The following is a 23,702-nucleotide window of genomic DNA, read 5'->3' as shown; positions in this document are numbered from 1 at the left end:
TGATTTCATAGCGGCTTTTTGTTTTAGCATGAAGCCATTATTGCCTCTTTTATCCTTTTACCAGCTTCCAGTATATCTTCATCCGAAATGTTAATAGGAGGGGCTAGTCTAAAGCTCTCAGGGCAAGAGAGAAACCAGAAAGTGATGATGCCCTTATCGAGACAGGCATGGACTATCTTTTGAACAAGATCAGCGTTTTCGAACTCAACTGCTAACATTAAGCCTTTCCTCCTAATTTCTTTAACAGCAGGGTGTGCAATGGTTTCTTCTAGTAATTGTCCCTTTTGTTCCACATGTTCTAGCATGTTCTCTTCCTGAATAGCCTTTAGGTTTGCCCAGGCTGATGCACAAACAACAGGGTGCCCTCCAAAAGTTGTGATATGGCCAAGGATGGGGTCATGAGTAAACAGGTTCATTTTCTCATGAGATGAAATAAAGGATCCGATAGGCATTCCACCGCCAAGTCCTTTGGCTAAGGCTAAAATATCAGGAACAACACCGTAATGCTCAAAGGCAAACATTTTACCTGTTCTTCCTATTCCAGTTTGAATTTCATCAAAGATCAATTGAGCGCCAGTCTCTGTGCATTTGAGTCTAAGAGCTTCTAGGAATTCTTGAGAACCTATTCTAACCCCGGCATCTCCCTGAATAGGTTCAACTAAAACCGCGGCTGTTTTTTCCGTAACCAACTCAAGGTCTTCCAATTTGTTAAAGTGCATGAACTTGACATCTGGCAATAAAGGCCTGTATCGGTACTTCTTGGTTTCATTTCCTGAAACACTTAATGAGCCATGGGTGCTTCCATGGTATGATTTATGGCACGAGATGATTTCCGTTCTTTCTGTTACTCTTTTAGCTAGTTTTAGCGCACCTTCTATGGCTTCAGTGCCACTATTGACAAAATAGCAACAGTCTAAAGTTGAGGGAAGAAGCTTAGCCAACTCCTTAGCCAAACCATTCTGAGAGTCTTGAACAAACTCTCCGTAGGCCATCACGTGGAGGTATTTATCTACTTGCTCTTTGATGGCAGCTACAACTTTAGGATGCCGATGACCAATATTAGTCACTGCAATTCCAGAGATGAGGTCGAAGTATTTTTTTCCTTCTTTATCGAAAATATACGTACCCTCAGCTTTTTCAACTTCAATTTTAAGCGGAAAAGGCGAGGTCTGAGCTACATGTTTAATGAACACATCCTTTGAATCCATATGCGAAATTAATCAAGTTCTGCTTACTGAATTGTGCTTATCTATTAGTTTTGATGCATGCTGGCAGAAGCTGAGTTTTCTAAGTTTGAAAAGAACTATTTATGGCTCTTAATTGGGGGGCTTATGTTCGCGTTTTTCTATCAACTGGGTATTTACCCTTTGTTTTTAGAAGAGCCAAGGCGTGGTCTTATTGCACTAGAAATGATGCTTCAAGATAACTTGTGGGTTCCAACACAAACGGGAGATCTTTATTTTAGGAAACCACCTCTTTATAATTGGGCACTTGTTGCCGCGTATAAGGTTTTTGGAGTAACAGAATTTGCTACTCGTTTTTTTTCAGTTCTGAGCCATACTCTGCTAGGTGGAGTTACTTACTTATTCTCTAGGAAGTATTTAACTAAACAAGCGGCTATTTTGGTAGCGCTGAGTTATTTGTTGAGTGTAGATATTCTGGTCTACTTTAGTGCTTTAGGAGAAATAGATTTGTTTTATGCACTCATCACGAGTAGTTCTATTTTTCTGATTTTCCATTGTGGTGAAAAAGGAAGATTTTATACGCTGTTCATTACTGTGTACGTGCTCACAGCACTTGGCTTTCTTACCAAAGGACTCAGTTCACTACCCTTTACAGCCATCAGTTTATTGGTCTATTTTATTTGGAAAAGGGACTTTAAAAGGCTCTTATCTCTAGCTCATTTCTCAGGTATTTTGGTTTTCTCTGCCTTGCTTTTTAGCTATTTCTACAAGTATAGTCAGTATGAAGATGTGTCGGGTTGGTGGAATACTCTGTATTCAGAATCGGCAGATAAAGCCGCTGGGGGTGGAATTGTCGCGTGGTTAAACCACTTGATTTCTTTCCCTTTAGATACCCTTAAAAACCTGATACCTGCCACATTAGTGCTGCCATTATTGTTTTCTAAAAAGACTCTCAGAGAGTTAAAGGGTAATAGGTTGGTCTGGTTTGCCCTTCTTATTTTCATATTCAATTTTTTGATCTATTGGTTTTCAACCGAAGGCAGGTCAAGGTATGTCTATCCAATTTTTCCATTTGCTTGTGTGGTGTTAATGGCCGTTTACCTACAGTCTGATAAGGCATGGAAGCAGAAATATTTGAAGTATGCGGCCTTTATTTTACTAGGAATACTTACTCTGGGTTTTGCGGCAATTCCCTTTATAGGAGGTTTAGAAGAAATTGATAGGCTTTGGGTGATTAGTATTGTAGGGGTGCTTCTACTGGCAGTCTTAATAGTCTGTTTGAGTAGACAGCTTGTTAGGCCTTACTTGGTGATTCTTGGGTTGTTAGTAGTTCTAAGGTTAGGTTTTTCGGCTATTGTACCACAATCTAGAGAGAAGACTACAGGAGCAGCAAGAGATAAAGCTTTAGGAATTGAACTGGCAGAACTAACTAAAGGTGAGCGATTAAGAAGGTTGGGAGATGTTAGAATCTCGCTTACCGTTGTTTTTTATCTTGAGCGGGAGAGAGGATCTGTGCTAAATCAGGTGAATAACTTTAAAGAAGGGTTCTATTTGTGTTATGCTAGTGATTTACCAGAGTCTCATAAAGTAATTAGAGAATTTGATTATCGTGGAGAACCAATATTTTTAATTGACTACAATCCTTAGGTATTGCTGACAAGTATTTGATTAATTCTGAACTTCAGATAATCTGGGATTATTGGTTTGCGGAGAACAGTGGTCTTTGTTAGAGAGGCAAATAAACTAGCACTGTCACCAGTGACAATAAGAGTCTTAAGCGTAGGCCTTGTTTTCATCACTTTTTCAACCAGCTCGCTGCCTGTCATCAATGGTAGTTGATTGTCAGTTAACAATAAGTCATAAGATTCCTCTTCAAGCATCTCTAGGGCTAGCATGCCGTTGTTAGCATAGCTTACGTCATACCCCCATTTACTCAAGAGTTTCACATACAGCTTCACCGATAATGAATCATCTTCTACCAAAAGTACCCTTCTCTTCTCCATGTCTGTATTTTCAATCAAAGATGCTCTTAACGAGTACTTATTGGTGAGATTATCGATGAGCTGTTCCTTTTCTTCGATAAGCACAAAAAAAGCCCTGATTAGTGAATCAGGGCTTTGCTGTGATTTAGTGAGATTACTTTCTCTTTATCACTCTTTTCGCTGCTTTTACAATGTTTTCAGCGTCTATTCCATACTTTTTCATCAATTCATCAGGAATACCGCTTTCTCCAAAAGAGTCGTTCACTGCCACCATTTCTAGTGGTGCCGGATGGTTAAGTGCTAAGGTTTGAGCTACGCTGTCTCCCAAGCCACCATTCATTTGATGCTCCTCGGCTGTTACTACACAACCGGTTTTGGCTACTGACTTTAAAATAGCTTCTACGTCTAGAGGTTTAATCGTATGAATATTGATTACTTCTGCACTGATGCCTTCTTTTTCTAAAGCCTCTTCTGCTAAAATAGCCTCCCAAACTAAATGACCTGTAGCGAAAATGGTAACGTCAGAACCTTCAATAAGGTGAAGGGCTTTGCCAATCTTGAACTTTTGATCTTCAGGAGTGAAAATTGGCACCTTTGGTCTACCAAAACGAAGGTAAACCGGTCCGTCATGTTCTGCAATAGCCAAAGTAGCTGCCTTAGTCTGATTATAATCGCACGGATTAATAACAGTCATATGAGGTAGCATCTTCATCATGCCAATGTCTTCCAGAATTTGGTGTGTAGCACCATCTTCTCCTAGTGTAAGACCAGCGTGCGAAGCACAAATTTTTACGTTTTTGCCAGAATAAGCGATAGACTGTCGGATTTGGTCGTAAACTCTACCTGTAGAGAAGTTGGCGAATGTTCCAGTGAATGGAATTTTTCCACCGATAGTCATACCTGCTGCAAGGCCCATCATGTTCGCTTCAGCAATACCAACCTGAAAGAATCTATCAGGATTTTCATTGATGAAGTCTTGCATTTTAAGCGAGCCTACTAAGTCGGCACAAAGTGCTACAACATCAGGGTTAGTTCTGCCCAATTCTGCCAAACCAGCACCAAAGCCAGATCTAGTGTCTTGTGTTTTTGTATAAGTGAATTTTGCCATGATGTTGAATTAGTAATCGCCTAAAGTTTCTTCCAATTGAGATAGGGCAGAGGCCAATTGCTCATCGTTTGGAGCAACGCCATGCCATTTGTGAGTACCAACCATAAAGTCTACTCCATAGCCCATTTCAGTATGCATAAGGTTCATGATTGGTTTGCCTTGGCCAGTCAATGACCTAGCTTCTTCCAAGCTCGCAACCAAGCTATCCATGTCGTTTCCTTTGCTCTCAATTACATGCCAACCGAATGCTTCCCATTTGGCTCTAAGATCGCCTAATGACATTACCTCTTCAGTAGGGCCATCAATCTGTTGGCCGTTTAAATCTACCGTAGCAATTAGGTTGTCAATTTTATGATGGGCCGCATACATAGCTGCTTCCCATACCTGACCTTCTTCCAATTCGCCATCGCCCATTAGTGCGAATACCAAGTTGTCTTCTTTATTCAACTTTTTGGCCTGAGCGGCACCACAGGCTACTGAAAGCCCTTGTCCTAAAGAACCAGAGGCCACACGAATACCTGGCAAGCCTTCTTCTGTGGCAGGGTGGCCTTGAAGACGCGAATCGATTTTTCTAAAGGTAGCAAGCTCATTTACATCGAAATATCCTGCTCGAGCTAATACACTATACCAAACCGGAGAGATGTGACCGTTAGAAAGGAAGAATAGATCTTCGTTTTTTCCGTCCATGTCGAAGCCATCTTTGCGGTTCATAGCGTTAAAATATAGTGCTACTAAAAAGTCGGCACAGCCCAAAGAGCCACCTGGGTGACCTGAGCTTGCACCATGCACCATTCGCACGATGTCTCTTCTAACCTGAGAAGCTATGCGCTCAAGTTCTTCAATGTTTGATTTGCTCACCTTAAAATAAGTTTATGGTTGTTGAATACTATTTAATAATCTGATTGGCGTGCTCTTTAGTCTTCACCTTTGAGATGATTTCTTCAATAACGCCATTTTCATCTATGATGAAAGTAGTTCGGGCAGTACCCATATAATTTCTACCATACATTTGCTTCTCTACCCAAGTTCCGAATTGCTCGTGAATACTTTTGTCTTCATCTGCAATAAGAGGGAAAGGTAGCTCGAATTTATTGATAAAGTTAGTGTGTTTCTTTGGTGAATCAGAGCTGATTCCCACTACGGCATAGCCAGCATCTAAGAGTGCCTGATAATTATCTCTGAGATTACAAGCTTGTGCTGTACAACCAGGAGTATTGTCTTTAGGGTAAAAATACAGAACTAGTTTTTTACCTGAAAAATCTGATAGTTTAATCGGATTACCATCTTGGTCTATTCCTTCAAAGGCTGGTGCTTTGTCTCCTTCTTTTAAGCTCATGCTTTATTCAATATTTAGTTTTAGAATTGATTCATTTCCGGCATTGTCTGCCACTTTCAATTCAAACTGTCCTTTTAATGGTTTGTTTTTATCAAGTCTTTCAGACCAGAGTAGGTTCCTTTTTGGCTCATAATTCATGAGCAACCACTCACCATTTAGCTTGGCTTCAAAGTTATTAATCCCTGAAAGTTCATCACTAATAGTTACACTAATAATATTATTCTGAACACTTCTTTTTTTAATTGTCGGTGGCTTAAGGTCTTTCAGAAGAGTATACTTTCCAAAACTGTACAGGCTGAAGTTAAGCTTTCCGTTCTCAATAGATCCACCCACAAATGAGGGGAATCTGGAGTTGTTTACCGCATATAGATGATACTGGTCTAGAGAATCATATTCGCCCAATAATTGGAGCTGAGCGGTTATGCCACCTTTCAATGGGTAAATGTTTTCTGATATTTCAAAAACGTCTCGTTTAGACTGCTCATCTACATAATGTCTTGCTCGGAAATAGATGGTGTCGAATAATGTGGTTTTCGAAAACTTTAAAGAGTACGTGTCTGCAAGGAAAGAGTGCTCACTAGCCGCAGGTACTCGATCTGAATAGAGTAGATGCTGTTCGCTACCATCGGCATAAACCACTTCTCTAGGCAGTGTATTTCTTAAGTCGATTAGGTAAACGTTGTTCTCATCGTTGAAATAGGCTGGTTCATAAATCTTTGAACCTTCTTTATTATAAACTGTGATTTTGTTGTTTGTAGAATCTCTAGGCTGAAAGAGCATTAAGGTGTTATCGAGCGTATAGCTGTCTTTTTTTACCTCTATAGGCTCGGATATACAAGCAATTTTCTCTTTTCCCTTTAGCACAAAGTTCACCGTTGTTTGGTTACCATAAGCATCTCTTGCCTCAATGCGAATATGCTTTACTTCATTTGGTTTGATATTAATGAGGCCGCTGTTCTTCTTTTTTCCGTAGAAATTGAGTGGGTTGCCATCGTCTATATAGAGCTTGCTGAAGCGCTTTCTGGTTTCTAAAGTAGCCTGATAGTTGGTGTGAATGAGTATGTTTTTCTGAAGAGAAAAATCTATGCTATCAATGTTTTGGCTGAAGTAAAGCTCATCGTCCACAAAGACATCGAATAAAGGAACCCCGTTTTTGTTGGGAGCCCCATTCAGTTGATCATAAGCATAAAGTTCTAAGCCAACCTTGCCGTTAACGGCAATAGTGTCTGTGTTTAATCCATCAGAATTTTTCCTTCTAATGTCGAATTCAAAGCGACCAAATTGATCGTTAACTCTTGCATGAATGTCCATGCTTTTTACGGCAAGTCTTTCCAGAGCAGGAGGAATGTTATCTTTCACCTGGTTAAAACCAATTCTAAGTGGGTCTAACACTTTATGGTCGCTACTTCTGATTTCAAAGTGAAGATGTGGGCCAGTTGAAGAACCACTGTTTCCGCTTAAGCCGATAACCTCGCCTTTTTTCACAGGCAATTCGTTTCTCTTTGGGAAAATATTAACAGCGAATGATTTTCGTTTATACTGCTCTTCTAGCGTGTATTGGGCTAAAACCTCATTGAAGTTTTTTAAATGCGCATAAACTGTTGAAGTACCATTAGGGTGTTGAATGTAGATGCAATTGCCATAGCCACCAGTTCCTACTCTAATTCGGCTTACGTAACCATCGGCAGCGGAGTACACTTCAAGACCTTCTACACCATTAGTTTTGATGTCTAGCCCAGCATGAAAATGACTAGACCTAAGTTCACCCATATTGCCACTGAGAAAATTCTCGCTTTCAGGTTGAATAGGGAAACTGTAATAATCTTTGTCAATATTGTCGTACTGAGCCTGCAGCGAAGCAGACATTAAAACGAGCAAAAACCAGATTGAACTCTTTCTACTTAATCTCAAATTCCAATAGTTTTTCTTCTTCAATATACGCCTCCAATTTATCTCCTATGGCTACCGAACCAACACCCGCTGGTGTACCTGTGAATATAATATCGCCTTTCTTTAAAGTAAAGTACTGCGAAACGTAAGCCACGATTTCATCGAAAGAAAAGAGCATTAGGCTTGTGTTTCCTTCTTGCTTTAGTTCACCATTTTGCTTTAACGAAAAGTTTAAATTATTCAAGTCATATGCTGTTTTAGGCTTGAATCCCGATATAGGAGCAGAGCCATTAAATCCTTTGGCAATTTCCCATGGTAGGCCCTTTTCTTTACACTGACTTTGCAAATCTCTTGCCGTAAAATCTACTCCAATGCCAATTTCTTCGTAGTACTTATGAGCAAATTTTTGGTCGATATACTTGCCTTCTCTATTGATTTTTAAGAGGATTTCTACCTCAAAGTGAATGTCTTTTGAGAATTCAGGATAGTAAAATGGTGCGTTGTTTCTAAGAATAGCCGTGTCTGGCTTCATGAATACAACTGGCTGAGCGGGTTTCTCATTGTTGAGTTCGGCAATATGGGCAGCGTAATTTCTGCCAATAGCAATAATTTTCATAGAGTAGTTTTAGTATCGGAAGCTTAAAGGACCTTAAATTCACAACAAATTTCAACGGACCTCTGTTTCAATTGATAAGATAAAGTTAAGAACAAGCATGAAAACAATATATAAATGGCGCGTTGCGCTTCTCATTTTTCTTTCAGCGGTTGCCGTTTGGGCATGTACTACAGTACCTATTACTGGTAGATCTCAACTAACAGGCCTTATTGGAGACCAGCAGGTGGTGGCCATGAGTGCCGAAGCTTATAGAGATGTTATAGATTCGGTTAGAATATCTAATAATGAAGAACAAACCGCCATGGTTAGGCGAGTGGGGTTCAGAATTAAGGATGCTATTGAAGAGTATTTGAGTAATAATGGCCAGAGTAGCCTTTTAGATGGTTTCGATTGGGAGTTTAATCTGATCGAGAATGATACTATGATAAATGCATGGGCTATGCCCGGAGGGAAAGTAGCCTTCTACACTGGTATTTTGCCAGTATGCCAAGATGAACTTGGAGTAGCTGTTGTAATGGGGCACGAGGTAGCTCACGCTGTGGCAAAACATGGCCAAGAGCGTATGAACACAGCCTATGCCCAACAAATAGGGCTTTCGCTAGGCTCTGTAGCATTAGGGCAGGACCCAACCATGGCTCAGCAACTGGTATTTCAGGCAGTTGGCTTAGGCTCTCAGTTGGGAATGCTAGCTTTCTCACGTAAACATGAGTCGGAAGCTGATGAACTAGGGTTGATCTTTATGGCTATTGCTGGTTACGACCCAAGAGAGGCTCCAAAGTTCTGGCAAAGAATGTCTAGCAATGGCGGTGGAGCACCACCAGAGTTTCTTTCTACTCACCCTTCTCACTCAACAAGAATTAGTGATCTCAATGCTCAAATGGCCAAAGCTGTAGAGTATTACCAGAACAGCAAAATGAGATAAATTAAGTTCAGATCTGGAAAATGGATCAATCACTGAATAACTTTAGTGATTGATCCACTTCACTGAATTTTCAGACATTTTCCGATAATCGTGCCCTACATTCTTTACTGTGTCGATTGACCAGTTGAATGACCAATCATTCTTTTCGCTCAAGCTCTTATTGGCACGGAAAAAGTTAGAGCCACGTTCGAGCCTATGCTTTCCTTGCTCCATGGCCAGCTTAGTAGTTCTAAAGGTTCCTAAACTTGGGTCGTTATCCATTTCGCCCAAAAGTACCACTAGTCTTTTATTGTAAGCCTGTTTGACGTTTGGCTGGAGTTTCACCTCCGTATTTTTGAGTCCATAAGGAAATTGAAGTGTTTCATCTGGAAAGCTGTAAAAACCAGCGTTCGCTGCTACCGCTGTTCCAATTCGCGATTCGGGCATAAGCATGATCATTCGGTGAACGAACTGCCCGCCAGCTGAATGACCGAAAATATCGTACTGCTCGTTCGTAATGCTATTGACCGACTTGATATGGTCAAAAATGTTTTCAACTACCGTATATGCCCATTGGCTTTTCGAGTTTTTCGTTTTGAAAAAGGTGAAGAGGTTGCCCTCTTGATAATCGTTAGTGGTAAGGTGGGAGAATTTATTCTCAAACTCAGGCGCAATAATAAGCAAGTTGTTATCCTCAGCTAATTCAACCCAGGCATCTCGGTAGTCATCTGCGTTTCTACCGCCACCATGCATTACAAAGACAATTTTATCTTGGTCTTTCCAGTTTGCTGGTTTGTAGGTCCATACTCTAATTGATTTTCGCTTACTGTTTTCATAAGCATACATAACAAAAGAACCTTTTCCAGTGCTTAACTCAGTTTGCTCAGTTACTTCTGGTCCTTTTGGTAGAACATATAGATAGACCAAACCAGTAACAACGAGCAATAGTATAAAAGCGAGAGTCCATAGTACGGCCTTCTTTAAAATTCTTAGTGCTTTGTTCATGAATGTAGAGGTGTTGTTTAGATAATGTGAGTTATGAGTATTTTAGATTTTATTGACCAACTTTTCAGCTTAGTGATTAGTTCCTTAGGCTTTCAGCTTACTAAAATAACCGCTGTCATTGGCATAAAATGACAGTAAAATGGGGTTAACTAAAAGACGATCTGAATTCTGAGGCTTTAGAGTTCTATGAGAGGAGTGTGATGAGGTAATAGAGCGAGAAGTAGGAAGTTTGATTAACGGTTTTGTGTATGGTAAGTAGGGCAGAAGAAAGCGATAAACTCTCAAGTTTGCACTGAGTCAAACGTTTTATTTTGTTTTTAATTTATTCATTCTTAAAAGCCAAATCAACGATTTGGCGGTGTCAGTAAATAGCACCGAACTTTCGTGAATCACCGAACGCACTATTTGTTATATACCGTGTTGTAGGTAGTTTTTTAATCTCTTGGTTCGCTGAAGTGATCTCCATCTCCTAACCATTCTCTGTTCAATCCAGTTTTTTCGTTAAAGATTGATTGCTCTTTTTCTGTAGCATAATCAATTACCCATTGCTGACCACCATTATCGTAGTATGTGTATTTACCTTTTGTATTTAACTCCTTTGGTAGATATGAAAACCTTTGGACAAAGTGGTCGGCTATATATCCAGTTTTTTCAAGTTTCCACTTTTTTGGTTGCCCGTTCACTTTGAAAGAAATCCATTCCCAGTTTTCAGAATCAGTCTCAATTGTTATTTCAGAGAATTCAATTTCACCATGTGTTATTGTTCCCATTCTTTCCATGAACCATTTATATTGTGAATTATGGTCAAAAAATTCTAAGTCAAACCAGATACAGTCATCTGTATAGTTGTACCCTTCAACTTGAGAGTCTCGCCAGCCATAGAAATAATATAAAACTGAATAAGGGTTTTGTTCAAGGTGCTTCTCCGTTTCTTCTTCCCAAGTCATTTCATAGACATCTCGTAATATCAAATCTTTAGTCACTCCGTTAGAGAATTCATACCCTAAAGTCTTAAATACTTTAATTTGGGCTTCTATGGTCATACTCTCTTGATTTTCAATTGATGAATTTTGAATGTTTTGAGTTGATTTAGTACTATCATTTTTGCTATGAGACTTACAACTTGACAGTAGTCCGATTAAAAATATGTACTGAATTATTTTCATTTTTGTAATTGCTCACAACGGTTTGGGTATGCGCAGTAGCATACCGTAGGGTGCTATTGCGTATAGGTTTTGTTGGCTTTAGTTTTTTTCTTTAATCATTGATGTAATGAATTTTCCGGAAAGACTTGGGGCAATTTCCTTAGTCAATTGCTTGATAACATCAATTTGCCAATTCGCACAGAATGGTGAAATCATAATACTATCTATAAAATTTTCTAAATCAATTTCAATCGACATAAGATTAGGAGGTTTGAAGAAAACAGGTTGTCTCTTTTCCTCATCAAATTTCATGAAGTTGAAGTGGGTGAAAATTCTCAATTCTTCTTCGTCTTTATAGGCTATGCTCTTAGTAAAGTTGAGTTGACCTTTTTCGATATCCTCAAACTTTAGTTCTTTTTTATAGATCACTTCGTGGATAGAAAAAGATTTTTCATCCCAATTTACGTGTTTATAAATGCTATCCACCGTAGACTGAATTGCGACTCCAATTCCATCTTTACCAAGGTAATGTCTCCAAAGAGAAATTTTTTCATCGGGATTTTTAGTCCAACAGCTGATAAAGTTGTTTTTCAAATGAGATTCAACAAATTTTTCAACTCCCTCACGATGATTTTCATTGCTATCATCTATCGTGTCTAGAATCCACCTAACCTCGTTTTGGTCAGACATTATTTCAATTGGACTAAAAATCAATCTTTTATTCAAGAGAAAGTCTATAAACTTATCTAAGCTCATATACCTCCATATAATTTGATTTCTATCTAATTCTTTCATTCAATTAAAACCAACGTATGCTAACGCTTATAAAAGTAAGCGCTAGCCATCCAATATAGCATGCTATCCGTGCTTTTTAAGTTTTTACCAAGCAATAAATCTAAGGCTTTCTAACTTTATAAAGCATCAGTTGGCTTGTCTCTCGCCAAGATTTGTCGCGAGGTATATCTCGGTTTCTTTCCAGGGTTTCCCCACTTGAGCACTTCAACAATAGCTTCAAATTGATCATTAAGAAGATATACCCAATAGCCTTAATTTTACCTCAGGTGAATGGTTGTCGTTTTATCCAATCAGCCAAACAGAGTAGCCGATAAAGCTTATAAGAAGTATAGCGGCTTCCCATCTATCGAGTTTCTTCTTTCCTCCCGAAAACATGGCAGTAAAAAGAAAAATTGTACCAATTAATAAGACGTAGATTTCTCGGTTAAATGCGTGGTCATAAGGAATTGGTCTTATAAGGCCACTAATTGAAAGGATTAAAAGGATATTGAAAATATTGGAGCCTATAACGTTACCTATGGCTATATCGCTGTTCCTTTTAAAGGCTGCCACAACAGAGGTTACTAACTCCGGTAAAGATGTGCCTGCAGCCACAATGGTAAGGCCAATCACTCTTTCGCTAATTCCAAAACTTTGTGCCAAGAGCGTGGCTTGATCTACAACAAGCTTTCCACCGATAATTAGGCCGGCAAGTCCTGCTAAAATTAGTAGCCAAACCCATTTAAAACTTCCAATTGGTTGAACATGGCTTGTAGTCTCATCGGTTTTCATCTGTTTGAAAACATAGAATAGGAAAGCACCAAAAATGGCGATTAATGCTGTAGCTTCTAGTCTACTGATCTCTGCAGTGCTTCCAAACAACCAAGTATTGGCGAGAATTAGTAATAGCCCTGCAGCTATGAATGATAAGGGGATTTCCTTCCAAATGGTGCTAGATTGTACGGCAATAGGAGAGATGATTCCCACAATACCTAGAATAACAAACAGGTTGAAATTATTGCTACCTATAATGTTGCCAAATACGATTTCTGCATGGCCTTGATATGAGGCCACCGCATTGACAATTAGCTCAGGGGCCGAAGTGCCAAAGGCTACTATGGTGAGGCCAATGGCCAAATCGGAAATGCCATACTTCTTGGCAAGTTTTGTAGCACCAGAGACCAACCAGTCTGCTCCTTTAATTAGTAAACCAAACCCAAGGAGGATTAATAGTATTTGTGAAAGCATTTGCTCCTTAGACGGAAAGCTGCAAAGAGGTCACGGAATAGGGAGATGTTTAATGTTCGGGTCAAAGAGGGAGGACGGAAGACCGAAGACGGGGGCTGGAAGCCAGAAAGCCCGCAACCGCCATTGAGTCGAAAATGTGACCACCCTAAATACCGTTGACTATGAGGTTTTTTGAGTTAATCCTTATGTACTCTAAATGTGATCATCATATCAGAAAATAGCTTTGCATATTTTGAATTAAAATCATCGGAGAGCGAATAGCCAATTAGAATAAAGAGTTGGTCCTTATGGACCAGCAAAGTCGTAAGATTCGAAATTTCTTGATCATTCTCTTGGAAAGAATATTTGATCCATTGACTGGGAATGCCATTATGGTCGTCATTACCTTCATCAATTATCTTAAACTTGTTGAAAGTATCCGGGAATGCATCTAGAATATATTTTTTGTAACATTCTTCAAGACTTAAATAGTTGGCAGGAGCCATAGATATACCCCAATTCTCCCTGTGTATATCCCTGGAGCCATCTTTTGGAGCAAATATAGTTACTCTTCCATCGCTTTCCTCTATACTCCAATCTTCAAAGTATTTGAAACTGAACTTCCCAGTCTTGGATTTATATTCTTTTGTTTGAGCATTGAGGTTGTTGCTCCAAAGCACAGTCATTACTAAAAGAGCAAAAAATGTAAATAAGTACCTTTTCATAATTACATCTGAAAACCTCTCAACTTAATTTGAGTCAGTTTGCGCTTAGTGTCCAGAGGGAAGTCGCCTTGCATCATCCAGTCGTAATAACCTGGTTCTCTTTTGAGTACATCTGCCACTGGTTTGCCTTTGTTCTTACCAAAGTTGAATACTTCAACGCCTTTGTCATTGAAAACCATTCTTCCCGCCAAATCTACCATGTTACTGGCCACCAAATGATGAATAGAAGCCATGTTATTTTCAATTTTACCCAAGTCTCTACCTGAAGCATCAGTCACCGCTTGGCCATTGTATTTCTCAATTTGCGCTTTGAATACTTCGTAAGTGGCATCGTTATCGGCTTCAGCACCATGAGCACCTTCCAATTCTTTTCCGCAATAGAACTTATAAGCGGCTGTCAGCGTGCGTTGTTCCATCAGGAAGAATACCTTCTGCGCATCGATCAACTTGCGTTGGCTTACTTCAAAATCTACCCCAGCTCTTAAAAATTCTTCCACTAAAAGCGGAACGTCAAATCGAACAATATTGAATCCGCCTAAATCGCAGCCTTCGAGGAACTTAGCTAGGTTTTTTGCTAGTTCTTTGAAGGTGGGTTTATCAGCTACATCTTCATCTCTAATGCCGTGAATCATGGCAGATTCTTCAGGGATTGGAATGGTTGGGTTCACCAAGTGCACTTTCTTCTCCGTTTCGCCATTAGGCATCACCTTTAAAAAGGCCAGTTCTACGATTCGATCTTGAGCAATGTTGATTCCGGTAGTTTCAAGGTCAAAAAATACCAGCGGGTTTTTAAGGTTGAGTTGCATTAGCTAAGAATTGTGTCTTTGATTTTTTCTATGTCCAAACCTCCGAAATTTCCTGAGCTCATCAAAAGAAGGTTTCTATTATTCCAGTCTTGGCTCAGAATAAACTGCTCAAGCTTCTCCGCATCGGTAAATAATTTGAGATCCTTGCGCTTGAAAGCGTCAACCAGTTCATCTTCAGAAATCATTTCCAACTTTTTGGCTTTTACCGCTTCAGGGTTGATAAACACTATGGCCTGCTGGGGTAGGTCATAACAGCCCTCATATTGATGAATGAATTGCTTATTGAGGCTACTAAAAGTATGCAACTCAAGTACTGAAGTTAGTTTTCTGTCTTTGAATTGCTTGGTTACAGCCTCAGAAGTAGCCTTTAGCTTAGATGGCGCATGTGCAAAGTCTTTGTAAATGGTAGAAAAGTCATTTTGACCGATCAACTCAAGTCTTTTTGAAGCACCTGTGAAAGACTGAATATGTTCGAAGAACTCATCGTCCGAAATGCCAACTTGGTTCAATAGTAGCCTGGCAGCATTGAGGTTCTGGAGGTTATGATCTCCGAAAACTTGAAGTGGAATTTCTCTTCCTTCCCAAAGTACAATGGTCTGATTGTCTTCAATTTTCGATTCGAACGCGTTGTACGGAATGAGTTGCTCCTCGTTGGGTTCGGCACGTTCTACAATCTTACAAAGTGCCTGATCTACTTCGGCATAAAAGACCTTACCGTTATTAGGCGTTTGGTTGATGAACTTTAGGAATTGTTCTTCATAAATATCTAGGGTAGGGAATACATTGAAGTGGTCCCATGCTATGCCGGTAATACAAGCAAAATGATGGTTGTAGTGTAAGAATTTTGGGGTTAGGTCTAGCGGGCTTGTGGTGTATTCATCGCCTTCAATGATCATCATAGGTGCATCGGAAATCTTCACCATAGTATCGAAGCCTTCTAGTTGGGCACCCACTAGATAATCGAACGATTTTCCAGCCTTATTGAGCACGTGAAGAATCATTGAGGTGATGCTGGTTTTGCCATGGGAACCTGCTACCACCAATCTGATTTTCTCTTTTGAAACCTCGTGGATAAACTCAGGGAAGGAGTAAATCTTCAATCCTAAGTCCTTGGCCTTGAGTAATTCAGGGTTGTCATTTTTAGCATGCATGCCAAGTATTACATAGTCAAGTTGGCTATGCACTCGCTCTGGATGCCAACCTTCATTGTCTGGTAGTAGGCCATGTCTTTTTAGGTTGGATTTTGATGGGTCGAAGAACATATCGTCCGATCCAGTTACTTGATTATCAAGAAGTTTAAGGCAAATAGCCAAGTTGTGCATTACACTTCCGCCAATAGCGATAAAGTGAATTTTCTGATTTTTTAGCATGAATTATATTCTGAAGAACGATTCAAAAATAAAGGAAATGACGGGTCGTTCAAATGTTGAACGCTCCTTGTTGGTAAAAGTGGATAATGATGTGGACAACTGCCAAAAAGTTGATTGCCAATGTTTAATCACTGTCTATGAGATGGTTGAAAAATAAAGGTGCTCATCTGCTTGAATTTATGAGGTTGATAGAGATAGTTTTGTAAAATGGAAAAAGGGAAATCAGCAGCACTTCGACTCGGATACAAGTCTAAAAACATGTCTGTGGAAGGAGCCCAATTGGGTAAACTACCACCTCAGGCAACGGACTTGGAAGAGGCGGTTTTGGGTGCGTTGATGTTGGAAAAAGATGCGCTTACCAATGTAATTGATATTCTTAGTCCAAACTCTTTTTACAAAGACAGCCATAAAGAAATTTATCAGGCTATTTATGATCTTTTCCAGGCCTCAGAGCCTATCGATATTTTAACAGTAACCAGTCATTTAAGAAAGGCAGGTAAGCTGGAGATAGCAGGTGGTCCTTACTACATTACTCAACTTACCAACCGAGTTTCTTCGGCAGCCAATATTGAGTACCACGCCAGAATTATTGTTGAACAATCGATTAAGCGTGAGCTCATTAGAATCTCTTCTGAGATTCAGAAAGATGCCTATGAAGATACTACCGATGTTTTTCAGTTGTTAGACCGCATGGAGCAGTCGCTCTTTGAGGTTTCTGAAGCGAATATTCGTAAGGAGTATGACAGCATGAAGAACATTATGGCCACAGCCCTAGAAGAAATTCAGGCGAGAAAAGACCATCAAGATGGTCTAACAGGTGTGCCTTCAGGCTTTACTGCTCTAGATAGAGTGACTTCTGGATGGCAACGATCTGACTTGGTTATTATCGCGGCTCGTCCGGGTATGGGTAAAACTGCCTTTGTGGTTTCAGCCTTGAGAAATGCGGCAGTAGATCACGGACAGGGTTGCGCCATATTCTCGCTAGAGATGTCATCGGTTCAGTTGGTTAACAGATTGATTTCTGCAGAAGCTGAACTAGGTAGTGAAAAGATTAAGAAAGGTACACTAGCCGAGCACGAATGGGCTCAGTTGGTGCACAAAACGGCTAATTTGACTAAAGCCCCCATATTTATAGATGATACCCCAGGTCTTTCAATCCTCGAATTGAGGGCGAAATGCCGAAGGTTGAAACAACAGCACGATATTCAGCTAGTGGTAATTGATTACCTCCAGCTGATGTCGGGCGACTCTTCAAAAAGTGGAGGAGGAAGCGGTAACCGTGAACAGGAAATCGCGTCAATCTCCAGAGCTTTGAAGAACTTGGCTAAGGAACTTAACGTTCCCGTAATTGCACTTTCGCAGTTAAGCCGTGCCGTAGAAACCCGAGGCGGAGATAAGCGTCCCCAGCTTTCCGACCTCAGGGAATCCGGTTCAATTGAGCAGGATGCCGATATGGTAATGTTCCTTTATCGACCTGAGTACTATGGTATTACGGAAGATGAAAGTGGCATGCCAACTCAAGGAACTGGTGAGGTGATTATTGCCAAGCACAGAAATGGTTCATTAGAAAATGTACAGTTGAAGTTTATTGGTCAGTACACCAAATTCTGTGATCTAGATATGAATTATGGCGGTACCGCAACTTACGGAAATACCTTCCCTTCAGGAGGAGGAAGTAATTTTGAGTCGGGAGGCGGAAATACTATGACTTTCCAAAGTAAGGCCAATAGTGGTGATAAGCCTAATTTGCCTACTAACGATGAGGAAGCTCCTTTCTAACAGCTTAGGGTGCGAGTAAAGAAATTCATGTTCGGTTAATTTAGTTTAACCCACAACCTAATTTCTTTAACTTTGAGAACCTATGAAAGCACTTTGCATTACAGACCAAAAAGAACCCCTTCAGTTTATAGATAAACCCATTCCTGAACCCAAAGCCGGTGAGGTTCTGGTGAAGCTTAAAGCAGCTTCTTTAAATCACCGCGACCAGTGGATTCGAGAAGGAATGTATCCTGGAATTAAGTTCGGAACTACACTTGGTTCTGATGGAGCAGGAGTGGTTACATCAGTTGGAGAAGACGTAGATGTGGAATGGTTAAGCAAGGAAGTAATCATTAACCCTAATAGAAATTGGGGGCCAAACCTAGCAGTTCAGTCGGCAGAATATCAGGTGTTTGGTATGCCAAAAGATGGCACTTTAGCAGAATACGTTTTAATCGAAGCCGATAGATTAGTCCAAAAACCTGATCACCTTTCATTTCAAGAAGCATCGGCCTTGCCTTTAGGAGGGCTAACTGCTTTTCGAGCAACGTTTTTTCATGGCCAATGCCAAGAAGGTAAGAATGTCTTAATCTCTGGTGTAGGAGGAGGAGTGGCTCAGTTTGCCTTTCTTTTTGCTCAACATGCCGGAGCCAATGTTTGGGTTACTTCTAGTAGTGAAGAAAAGATTGAGCAGTGTAAGTCATTAGGCGCTAAAGGCGGGTTCAACTACAGATCTGAAAACTGGATAAAAGAAGCAAAGGCTGTTAGAGGTTTCGATTTGGTAGTGGATAGCGCAGGTGGAGATCAACTCAATGACTTCATTAAGTTAATGAAGCCTGCTGGAAGAATAGTATTCTACGGTGCAACAACAGGAGTACCTTCAAAGCTAGACTTGCATAGAATGTTTTGGAATCAGATCACTCTTCAGGGGAGTACCATGGGTAATGATGAGGAGTTTGTACAGATGGTTGATTTCATCAATAAACATCAGCTTAGGCCCATAATAGATTCTGCTAGACCATTTGATGAGGCTATCTCAGCATTTGATGAAATGAAGGCAGGTAAGCAATTTGGGAAGTTGGTTTTAACCCTTGATTGATCCTTATTGTGATTGACTTATAAAATAAATTTCTACCCTTCTATTAAGCCTTCTGCCTATATCAGATTCATTGTTGGAAATAGGAAGTAGTTCGCCAAATCCTGAGGTTGTGATTCTGTGACTTGCTATGCCATTAGAGGTAAGGTATTTAGCTGCCGATGCTGCTCTCTTTTCCGACAATTGTTGGTTGAAGTCCTCTTCATCAATATAATCAGCATGACCTACCAATTCGATATTTAAGCTTGGGTCAGATTTTAGTCTTTCTAGAATAGCGTTGAGTTTTGTCTTAGCTGTGTTGGTCAGGGTAGATTTATTAAAGTCGAAGAAAGCATAGCCATCAGCACTGCTCTTGTTTTGTAGTTCTGGTATATGTTGAGTAGTTTCTGTAATCGCTGTTAATTCAAGTTTTTGCTCTATAGGTTCTTCTTCTGTCAGTGCGATGGGTTCAATACTGCTTATTTCAACTTCTTCTGGTAGATTTTTGAATACCCTCAATTTGGATTTATAAATATCATTTGAACCCATTCTATCACTAGAGAAAAGAACCGTGCTGTCTGAGCTTATTGAAAAATAGGCATCGAACAAGTTTGAGTTGATTGGTTCAGGTAGGCGCTCTGGCTCAGTCCAGTTTCTCCAAGTGTCATCTAACCTTTTTGAAACATATATGTCTGCGTCTTTGGTCTGGTTGCCTCGGCTAAAAAACAGGTGAATAGAGTCGTATGATAAAAATGGAGCAATTTCATAGCCTTTGCTATTGATGGTTGGGCCAAGGTTTATCAACTCAGACCATTGGCCTTCTGGTGTCAATAGGGTCACAAATAGGTCTTCGTTACCTGAGTCTCCTTTAGAGACCAAGAGAATTTTTTCTGAGCTGTGCATGCTTAAGCCGTAATAGCCACCTTTGATCTTCAGGTCGGGGATTTCTAATGATTGTGGTTTGGTGTAAGCACCATTTTCAATATGTGTTTCAGAAGCTCCATTCTTGTTTTTGAAGCCACCTGAATAATCACCAAACAGGTATAGTCCATTATTTTTAAAGCCAATTACAGCGGTGTTCTGGTTATCGTTGAGTGGATGAAACGCCTTGACAGCCTTGGTCCAACCTTCTTCCAAAAAGTCAGAAAACCATATTTCATGAATGCTGACCTTTTTGTCGAATTGAACTACGTTGGCGGTTCGGGTAAAATATATTCTATCTCCTTTGGGACTAATTAGTGGAGCGGCTTCTTCCTCTTCTACCGAGTTGACAGGCTTTACTGGTACAGGCCGATCGAAACTATACGTATTGAAATGCTGACCCAACAATGGATTTGCTGTTCCGTAGGTCAGGAGGATTAATATAATAAGTTGTGCAGTTTTCATTCTTTGTAGAGGTTTTGGAATGCACTGAGATTAAGAGAAAACTCGTGGGCATTGAGTCCATCTCTATCACCAGAGCCCATGCCATGGTCATAGGTGTAATTGAACCTAATGTTGGAGTTCAGGAAAAGCCCAAAAATGCCTACTAGGGCGTTGGATTTTCTTAAAGAAAGCCCTAACCATATTCTACTTTGGTATTCAAATCTTAAGCTGTAATCAATACTGATAGGTCCGGTAGGAGAGTATCTAATCATACTACTTGGTACAATTCGCAAGTAAGGGTTGATGCTAAAAGAATACCCTAATGACATAAAGTGATGGGCTACAGATTCGTAACCTGTAGTTTCGCCTAGCTGATCTGGGTTTTTTCCACCCATTTGTTCAAGGGAGTATCCCATGAAAAATTTGTCAGAGTAAAGCCAAAGGCCAAAGCCAATGTCTAAAAGGGTTTTTGAACTGTAAGCGCTTAGAAAGTGCTTAAACGGGTCGTCATTTTTATCAAGCACCCATAAATCATCATTTAGGTTAAGGTTCACTACCCCAATTTTTGGCGCTGCAGAAACGCTCAGTTTTTTGGTCAGTGGCAGGTGTATTCCATAGCTGAAGTGTACCGTGGTTTTGTTGAATAATCCGAAGTCATCGCTCATTATTACAGTACCTAAAACATGGCTAATGCTCGACTTTTTTAGTTCATTACGGGGTCTAGATTGTATTTGGCCGTTCATCCTCATGGATGCTCTCATATACTGAGACTCTTCTGGCTTTGAAATAGGGGCATATGCTGTGAGGTAGAGAGTTCTCGGGTTGCCAGGAATATCGCCCCATTGTTGCCTGAAGCCCATGCCGAATTTGATGTTGTTTTGAAGGTCTGTGGCTGCCGGATTAATTAGATAATTATTATCTAGGTATTGACTGAATTGAGAGAGTTGTTGCGCCTGTAAAGAGCAACAAAAAAGAGACAACAAGAGTATGGTGTGTCCTTTCATTACCTGACAATTGAAATGTTACCCTTGATTTCGTTTCGCTGATCGCTTCCAAAACTCACTACATAATAGTAGGTGGCTGTAGGCATTAGCTTGCCTTTGTAATGCCCATCCCATGGTGCGTAATAGTAATTGTCGCTGGAGTAAATTACATCGCCCCATCTGCTAATGATGGTTACCCTGCCATTGAAATCCTCATCGATGAATGGGATGAGGAAGGTGTCATTGGTGCCATCGCCATTAGGTGTAAAGGCTGTTGGAATGGAAGAGATATCTACTGGGTAGACCTTTTCTGGACCCACTGTATAGGTTAAGGTGGGCTCAGATATGTTTGCACTTACTCTATTGCTTTGAGTGTCACTGTTTCTTTCGGAAGAAGTGCGCACGTGGGTCCATTCGCCTGTGTTTTCAAGCATCCAAATTTGAGGCTCATAGTCCATGTTTTTAGCCTCAGTATCGAAGTAGGAAATACTGATATTCAAAGGAGATGATGGGTTTATATCGGTGTATAATTCAAAGGTTTTAGAGATGCCTTCGCCAGACGGTAGGGTGGTGGAAGAGTGAGTTCTATAGATTTCGGTTAGACCTAGATTTTCGTTGCTGCTTATGATAAAACCTAGGTTTCCGGGGCTAACATTTTGTGGTTTATTTAAAGTGGTTGTTTTGATGATTTTACCTCCATTTTTGCTGTAAACCCTGAATTCATTCGTTTCGCCCTCTAAATAGCCACCTTCACTCGGGAAGATTAAATCTGCTGAGCCTAGGTTTAGGCTAGATTTATTTAATTCCAATAAATCATTGATTTCTATTGAGTTGACCAGAAGGAATTCTCCATTCGGAGAGTAGAGGTAAAGTCGGCCAAAATGGTTATTTCCTTCGCCTCCCAAATTGGTCTGAGCGAAGTTGGAAGAGATGAAAATATTGGAATTGGTTCCTATTAACTCTCCATCTGTAAGCAATTCGGTATCATCTATATTGAGTGAAACGTTATCGAAACTTTGAAAAAATGTTCCTTCAGAAATGGCTAATTGCCCCTGAGCCGCTAAGTTTTGCGGAAGCCAGATTAACAGACCATATAGTAGGGCAAAACGCATTTTATCGATCTTGTTTTTTTAAGGCTTGTTCAATGGATGAGATTCTTTCCAAAAGGGCTTTGTATCTGTTGTCTGCTTCTTTAAGCTCAGATTGTAAATCTTCAATCAGTTTTTGTTGCTCCTTCATGGCTTCAATAATGATGGGAGAGAGGCCTGAGTAAGATACACTCAGGAAACCTTCACTATTGGTTGAAACCAGTTCAGGGAAAAGTTGCTGTACTTCCTGAGCAATAAGGCCAATGTTAGAGCCTTCTTTGAATCGCCTATTAGGGAAGTCATCAATCCTCCATTGGTAACTTACTCCACGGAGAGAAAGTAGCTTGCTCAGACTGTTTTCCAAGGGAAGGATATTCTTCTTGAATCGTTGATCAGAAGTTTCTGTAAGTGTAATTACGGTAGCATGTCCATTGACTTCTAGCTCGTTGGTCATAGCGGCTGGATTAGCCACACCAACTCCTAGCTTTCCGTTAATGTTAGCTACTCCAGCTTGAAAATCGCCCCAAATTAGTGGTGTGTTTGTGTTTGAATTGGCAATGTAGAGTTTGTTGCTCCCAGTTTCGTTGAATCCTGCGTTATAGCCAATGGCCACATTTCCCTGTCCAGTAGCGTTTTGCCTTAGTGCGCGGTAACCCACTGCAACGTTGAATCTTCCTGAAGAATTGTTAAGCATTGTCTCTGAACCTAAGCCTACATTTCCAGCTCCAGAACTACTTATGCCTGCGCTTTCACCAATAAAGGTCGACCCACTATTCGCTAGAAGTTCGAGAGTTCTGTTTCTTAGTCGCATGGTTTCATTGCCCTGTATGCTGAACCTGATGATATCATCATTGGCTCCGCTGTTGTCTACAGTAATGAGTGTGTTATTGTCGGTGTCGGTTATTTCTGATGAAGTACCGATAGAGGAGAGGTCTACTGAACGATTTATACCGCCTTCTCTAATTTGTAAGCTTGAGCCAGATAAGCTAAGTGATGTTATTAGTTCATTAGTGTCACTGAAGTCTCCATCTGGCTGAGATGTAAAACTTGTGCCGTCAGTGAAGTTGAAGGTTAAAGAACCATCAGGATTGTCTAACGTGGAGGAAATCCCAGTTCCTTTTAAGACAACTCCAGCAGGCCAACCAGTGCCAGTTTTTGGTCCAAAAAAGGTAAAGGTGTTGAAGTTGTAGTAGAAGTCTCCAGTATTGCCTGTGGCGTTGGTTGGGTTAGAGCTACCGCTAAGCACAGTGTTGCCGTCTTGGCCATCTGCTCCGTTGGTTCCGTCTATACCATTAGTTCCGTCAGTTCCGTCCGCACCATCGGCTCCCGCAGGGCCAATGAGGGAAGTTCCGGCACTCCAAACC

At 40.4% G+C, this 23,702-nt stretch carries 22 protein-coding genes; 4 read left to right on the top strand and 18 right to left on the bottom strand.

What is annotated here, in order from left to right; genetic code table 11:
- Window positions 1-23 precede the first annotated feature (23 nt).
- A complete protein-coding gene (locus AWW68_RS17680; protein WP_068224361.1) occupies window positions 24-1,208 on the bottom strand; it encodes an aspartate aminotransferase family protein in 1,185 nt (394 codons plus the stop codon).
- Between the two features lie 57 nt (window positions 1,209-1,265).
- On the opposite strand from AWW68_RS17680, the gene AWW68_RS17675 reads away from it, so the two are divergent.
- Window positions 1,266-2,831, top strand: coding sequence for an ArnT family glycosyltransferase (locus AWW68_RS17675; RefSeq protein WP_068224358.1), 1,566 nt, complete (start codon window positions 1,266-1,268; stop codon window positions 2,829-2,831).
- On the opposite strand, the gene AWW68_RS17670 is transcribed toward AWW68_RS17675, so the two are convergent.
- The 6 genes from AWW68_RS17670 to AWW68_RS17645 are packed head-to-tail and all read right to left on the bottom strand — an operon-like array spanning window position 2,828 to window position 8,116.
- Complete coding sequence (locus AWW68_RS17670; RefSeq protein ID WP_068224356.1) at window positions 2,828-3,271, bottom strand: response regulator; 444 nt, start codon at window positions 3,269-3,271, stop codon at window positions 2,828-2,830. The two genes, AWW68_RS17675 and AWW68_RS17670, sit on opposite strands and share 4 nt — an antisense overlap.
- Before the next feature lie 49 nt (window positions 3,272-3,320).
- Window positions 3,321-4,274 (bottom strand): transketolase family protein, encoded by a 954-nt coding sequence (locus AWW68_RS17665; protein WP_068224353.1) that lies wholly within the window; start codon window positions 4,272-4,274, stop codon window positions 3,321-3,323.
- A 9-nt stretch (window positions 4,275-4,283) separates the two neighbouring features.
- On the bottom strand, window positions 4,284-5,132 hold the full coding sequence (locus tag AWW68_RS17660) for a transketolase (protein ID WP_068224351.1): 849 nt from the start codon (window positions 5,130-5,132) through the stop codon (window positions 4,284-4,286).
- A gap of 28 nt (window positions 5,133-5,160) precedes the next feature.
- Window positions 5,161-5,610, bottom strand: a complete 450-nt coding sequence (gene bcp / locus AWW68_RS17655; RefSeq protein ID WP_068224346.1) for a thioredoxin-dependent thiol peroxidase — start codon at window positions 5,608-5,610, stop codon at window positions 5,161-5,163.
- A 3-nt stretch (window positions 5,611-5,613) separates the two neighbouring features.
- Window positions 5,614-7,476: a M23 family metallopeptidase gene (locus AWW68_RS20370; protein ID WP_068224337.1), complete on the bottom strand. Its 1,863-nt coding sequence runs from the start codon at window positions 7,474-7,476 to the stop codon at window positions 5,614-5,616.
- Between the two features lie 31 nt (window positions 7,477-7,507).
- Window positions 7,508-8,116 (bottom strand): fumarylacetoacetate hydrolase family protein, encoded by a 609-nt coding sequence (locus tag AWW68_RS17645; protein WP_068224332.1) that lies wholly within the window; start codon window positions 8,114-8,116, stop codon window positions 7,508-7,510.
- A 97-nt stretch (window positions 8,117-8,213) separates the two neighbouring features.
- Between AWW68_RS17645 and AWW68_RS17640 the strand changes: the two genes are divergently transcribed.
- Complete coding sequence (locus AWW68_RS17640; protein WP_068224326.1) at window positions 8,214-9,038, top strand: M48 family metallopeptidase; 825 nt, start codon at window positions 8,214-8,216, stop codon at window positions 9,036-9,038.
- 42 nt (window positions 9,039-9,080) lie between these two features.
- Here the strand turns inward: AWW68_RS17640 and AWW68_RS17635 are convergent, their stop codons facing one another.
- From AWW68_RS17635 to AWW68_RS17605, 7 genes are all read right to left on the bottom strand, one after another.
- Window positions 9,081-10,022 (bottom strand): hypothetical protein, encoded by a 942-nt coding sequence (locus AWW68_RS17635; protein WP_068224324.1) that lies wholly within the window; start codon window positions 10,020-10,022, stop codon window positions 9,081-9,083.
- A 434-nt stretch (window positions 10,023-10,456) separates the two neighbouring features.
- A complete protein-coding gene (locus AWW68_RS17630; RefSeq protein WP_157717713.1) occupies window positions 10,457-11,065 on the bottom strand; it encodes a hypothetical protein in 609 nt (202 codons plus the stop codon).
- 201 nt (window positions 11,066-11,266) lie between these two features.
- Window positions 11,267-11,962, bottom strand: a complete 696-nt coding sequence (locus AWW68_RS17625) for a hypothetical protein (RefSeq protein WP_068224317.1) — start codon at window positions 11,960-11,962, stop codon at window positions 11,267-11,269.
- A 282-nt stretch (window positions 11,963-12,244) separates the two neighbouring features.
- A complete protein-coding gene (locus AWW68_RS17620) occupies window positions 12,245-13,189 on the bottom strand; it encodes a calcium/sodium antiporter (RefSeq protein WP_068224312.1) in 945 nt (314 codons plus the stop codon).
- A gap of 176 nt (window positions 13,190-13,365) precedes the next feature.
- On the bottom strand, window positions 13,366-13,893 hold the full coding sequence (locus AWW68_RS17615) for a hypothetical protein (protein WP_068224309.1): 528 nt from the start codon (window positions 13,891-13,893) through the stop codon (window positions 13,366-13,368).
- A 2-nt stretch (window positions 13,894-13,895) separates the two neighbouring features.
- Window positions 13,896-14,699: a 3'-5' exonuclease gene (locus AWW68_RS17610; protein ID WP_068224306.1), complete on the bottom strand. Its 804-nt coding sequence runs from the start codon at window positions 14,697-14,699 to the stop codon at window positions 13,896-13,898.
- Window positions 14,699-16,069 (bottom strand): UDP-N-acetylmuramate--L-alanine ligase, encoded by a 1,371-nt coding sequence (locus tag AWW68_RS17605; protein WP_068224303.1) that lies wholly within the window; start codon window positions 16,067-16,069, stop codon window positions 14,699-14,701. Before AWW68_RS17605 ends, AWW68_RS17610 begins: the two co-directional genes overlap by 1 nt.
- A gap of 207 nt (window positions 16,070-16,276) precedes the next feature.
- Here AWW68_RS17605 and dnaB point away from each other — a divergent pair, with 207 nt between their 5' ends.
- Together dnaB and AWW68_RS17595 are read left to right on the top strand one after the other, a co-directional pair.
- Window positions 16,277-17,848, top strand: coding sequence for a replicative DNA helicase (dnaB, locus tag AWW68_RS17600; protein ID WP_068224300.1), 1,572 nt, complete (start codon window positions 16,277-16,279; stop codon window positions 17,846-17,848).
- A gap of 82 nt (window positions 17,849-17,930) precedes the next feature.
- On the top strand, window positions 17,931-18,926 hold the full coding sequence (locus tag AWW68_RS17595) for a zinc-binding dehydrogenase (protein WP_068224297.1): 996 nt from the start codon (window positions 17,931-17,933) through the stop codon (window positions 18,924-18,926).
- 3 nt (window positions 18,927-18,929) lie between these two features.
- Here AWW68_RS17595 and AWW68_RS17590 read toward each other — a convergent pair whose 3' ends face one another.
- The 4 genes from AWW68_RS17590 to AWW68_RS17575 all read right to left on the bottom strand — a co-directional run.
- Window positions 18,930-20,288: an OmpA family protein gene (locus tag AWW68_RS17590; RefSeq protein ID WP_068224294.1), complete on the bottom strand. Its 1,359-nt coding sequence runs from the start codon at window positions 20,286-20,288 to the stop codon at window positions 18,930-18,932.
- The gene (locus tag AWW68_RS17585; RefSeq protein WP_068224291.1) at window positions 20,285-21,271 is read right to left on the bottom strand and encodes a PorP/SprF family type IX secretion system membrane protein; all 987 of its coding nucleotides are present in this window, start codon (window positions 21,269-21,271) and stop codon (window positions 20,285-20,287) included. Before AWW68_RS17585 ends, AWW68_RS17590 begins: the two co-directional genes overlap by 4 nt.
- Window positions 21,271-22,362, bottom strand: a complete 1,092-nt coding sequence (locus tag AWW68_RS17580) for a gliding motility-associated C-terminal domain-containing protein (RefSeq protein ID WP_068224287.1) — start codon at window positions 22,360-22,362, stop codon at window positions 21,271-21,273. Before AWW68_RS17580 ends, AWW68_RS17585 begins: the two co-directional genes overlap by 1 nt.
- Before the next feature lies 1 nt (window position 22,363).
- Window positions 22,364-23,702: tail fiber domain-containing protein (locus tag AWW68_RS17575; protein WP_185101295.1), on the bottom strand; the 1,339-nt coding region annotated here is incomplete at its 5' end.

Source organism: Roseivirga spongicola, assembly GCF_001592965.1.
Taxonomy (GTDB): domain Bacteria; phylum Bacteroidota; class Bacteroidia; order Cytophagales; family Cyclobacteriaceae; genus Roseivirga; species Roseivirga spongicola.
Note: the sequence above shows the minus strand (reverse complement) of the source record. Positions and strands in the feature narration are given on the sequence as shown.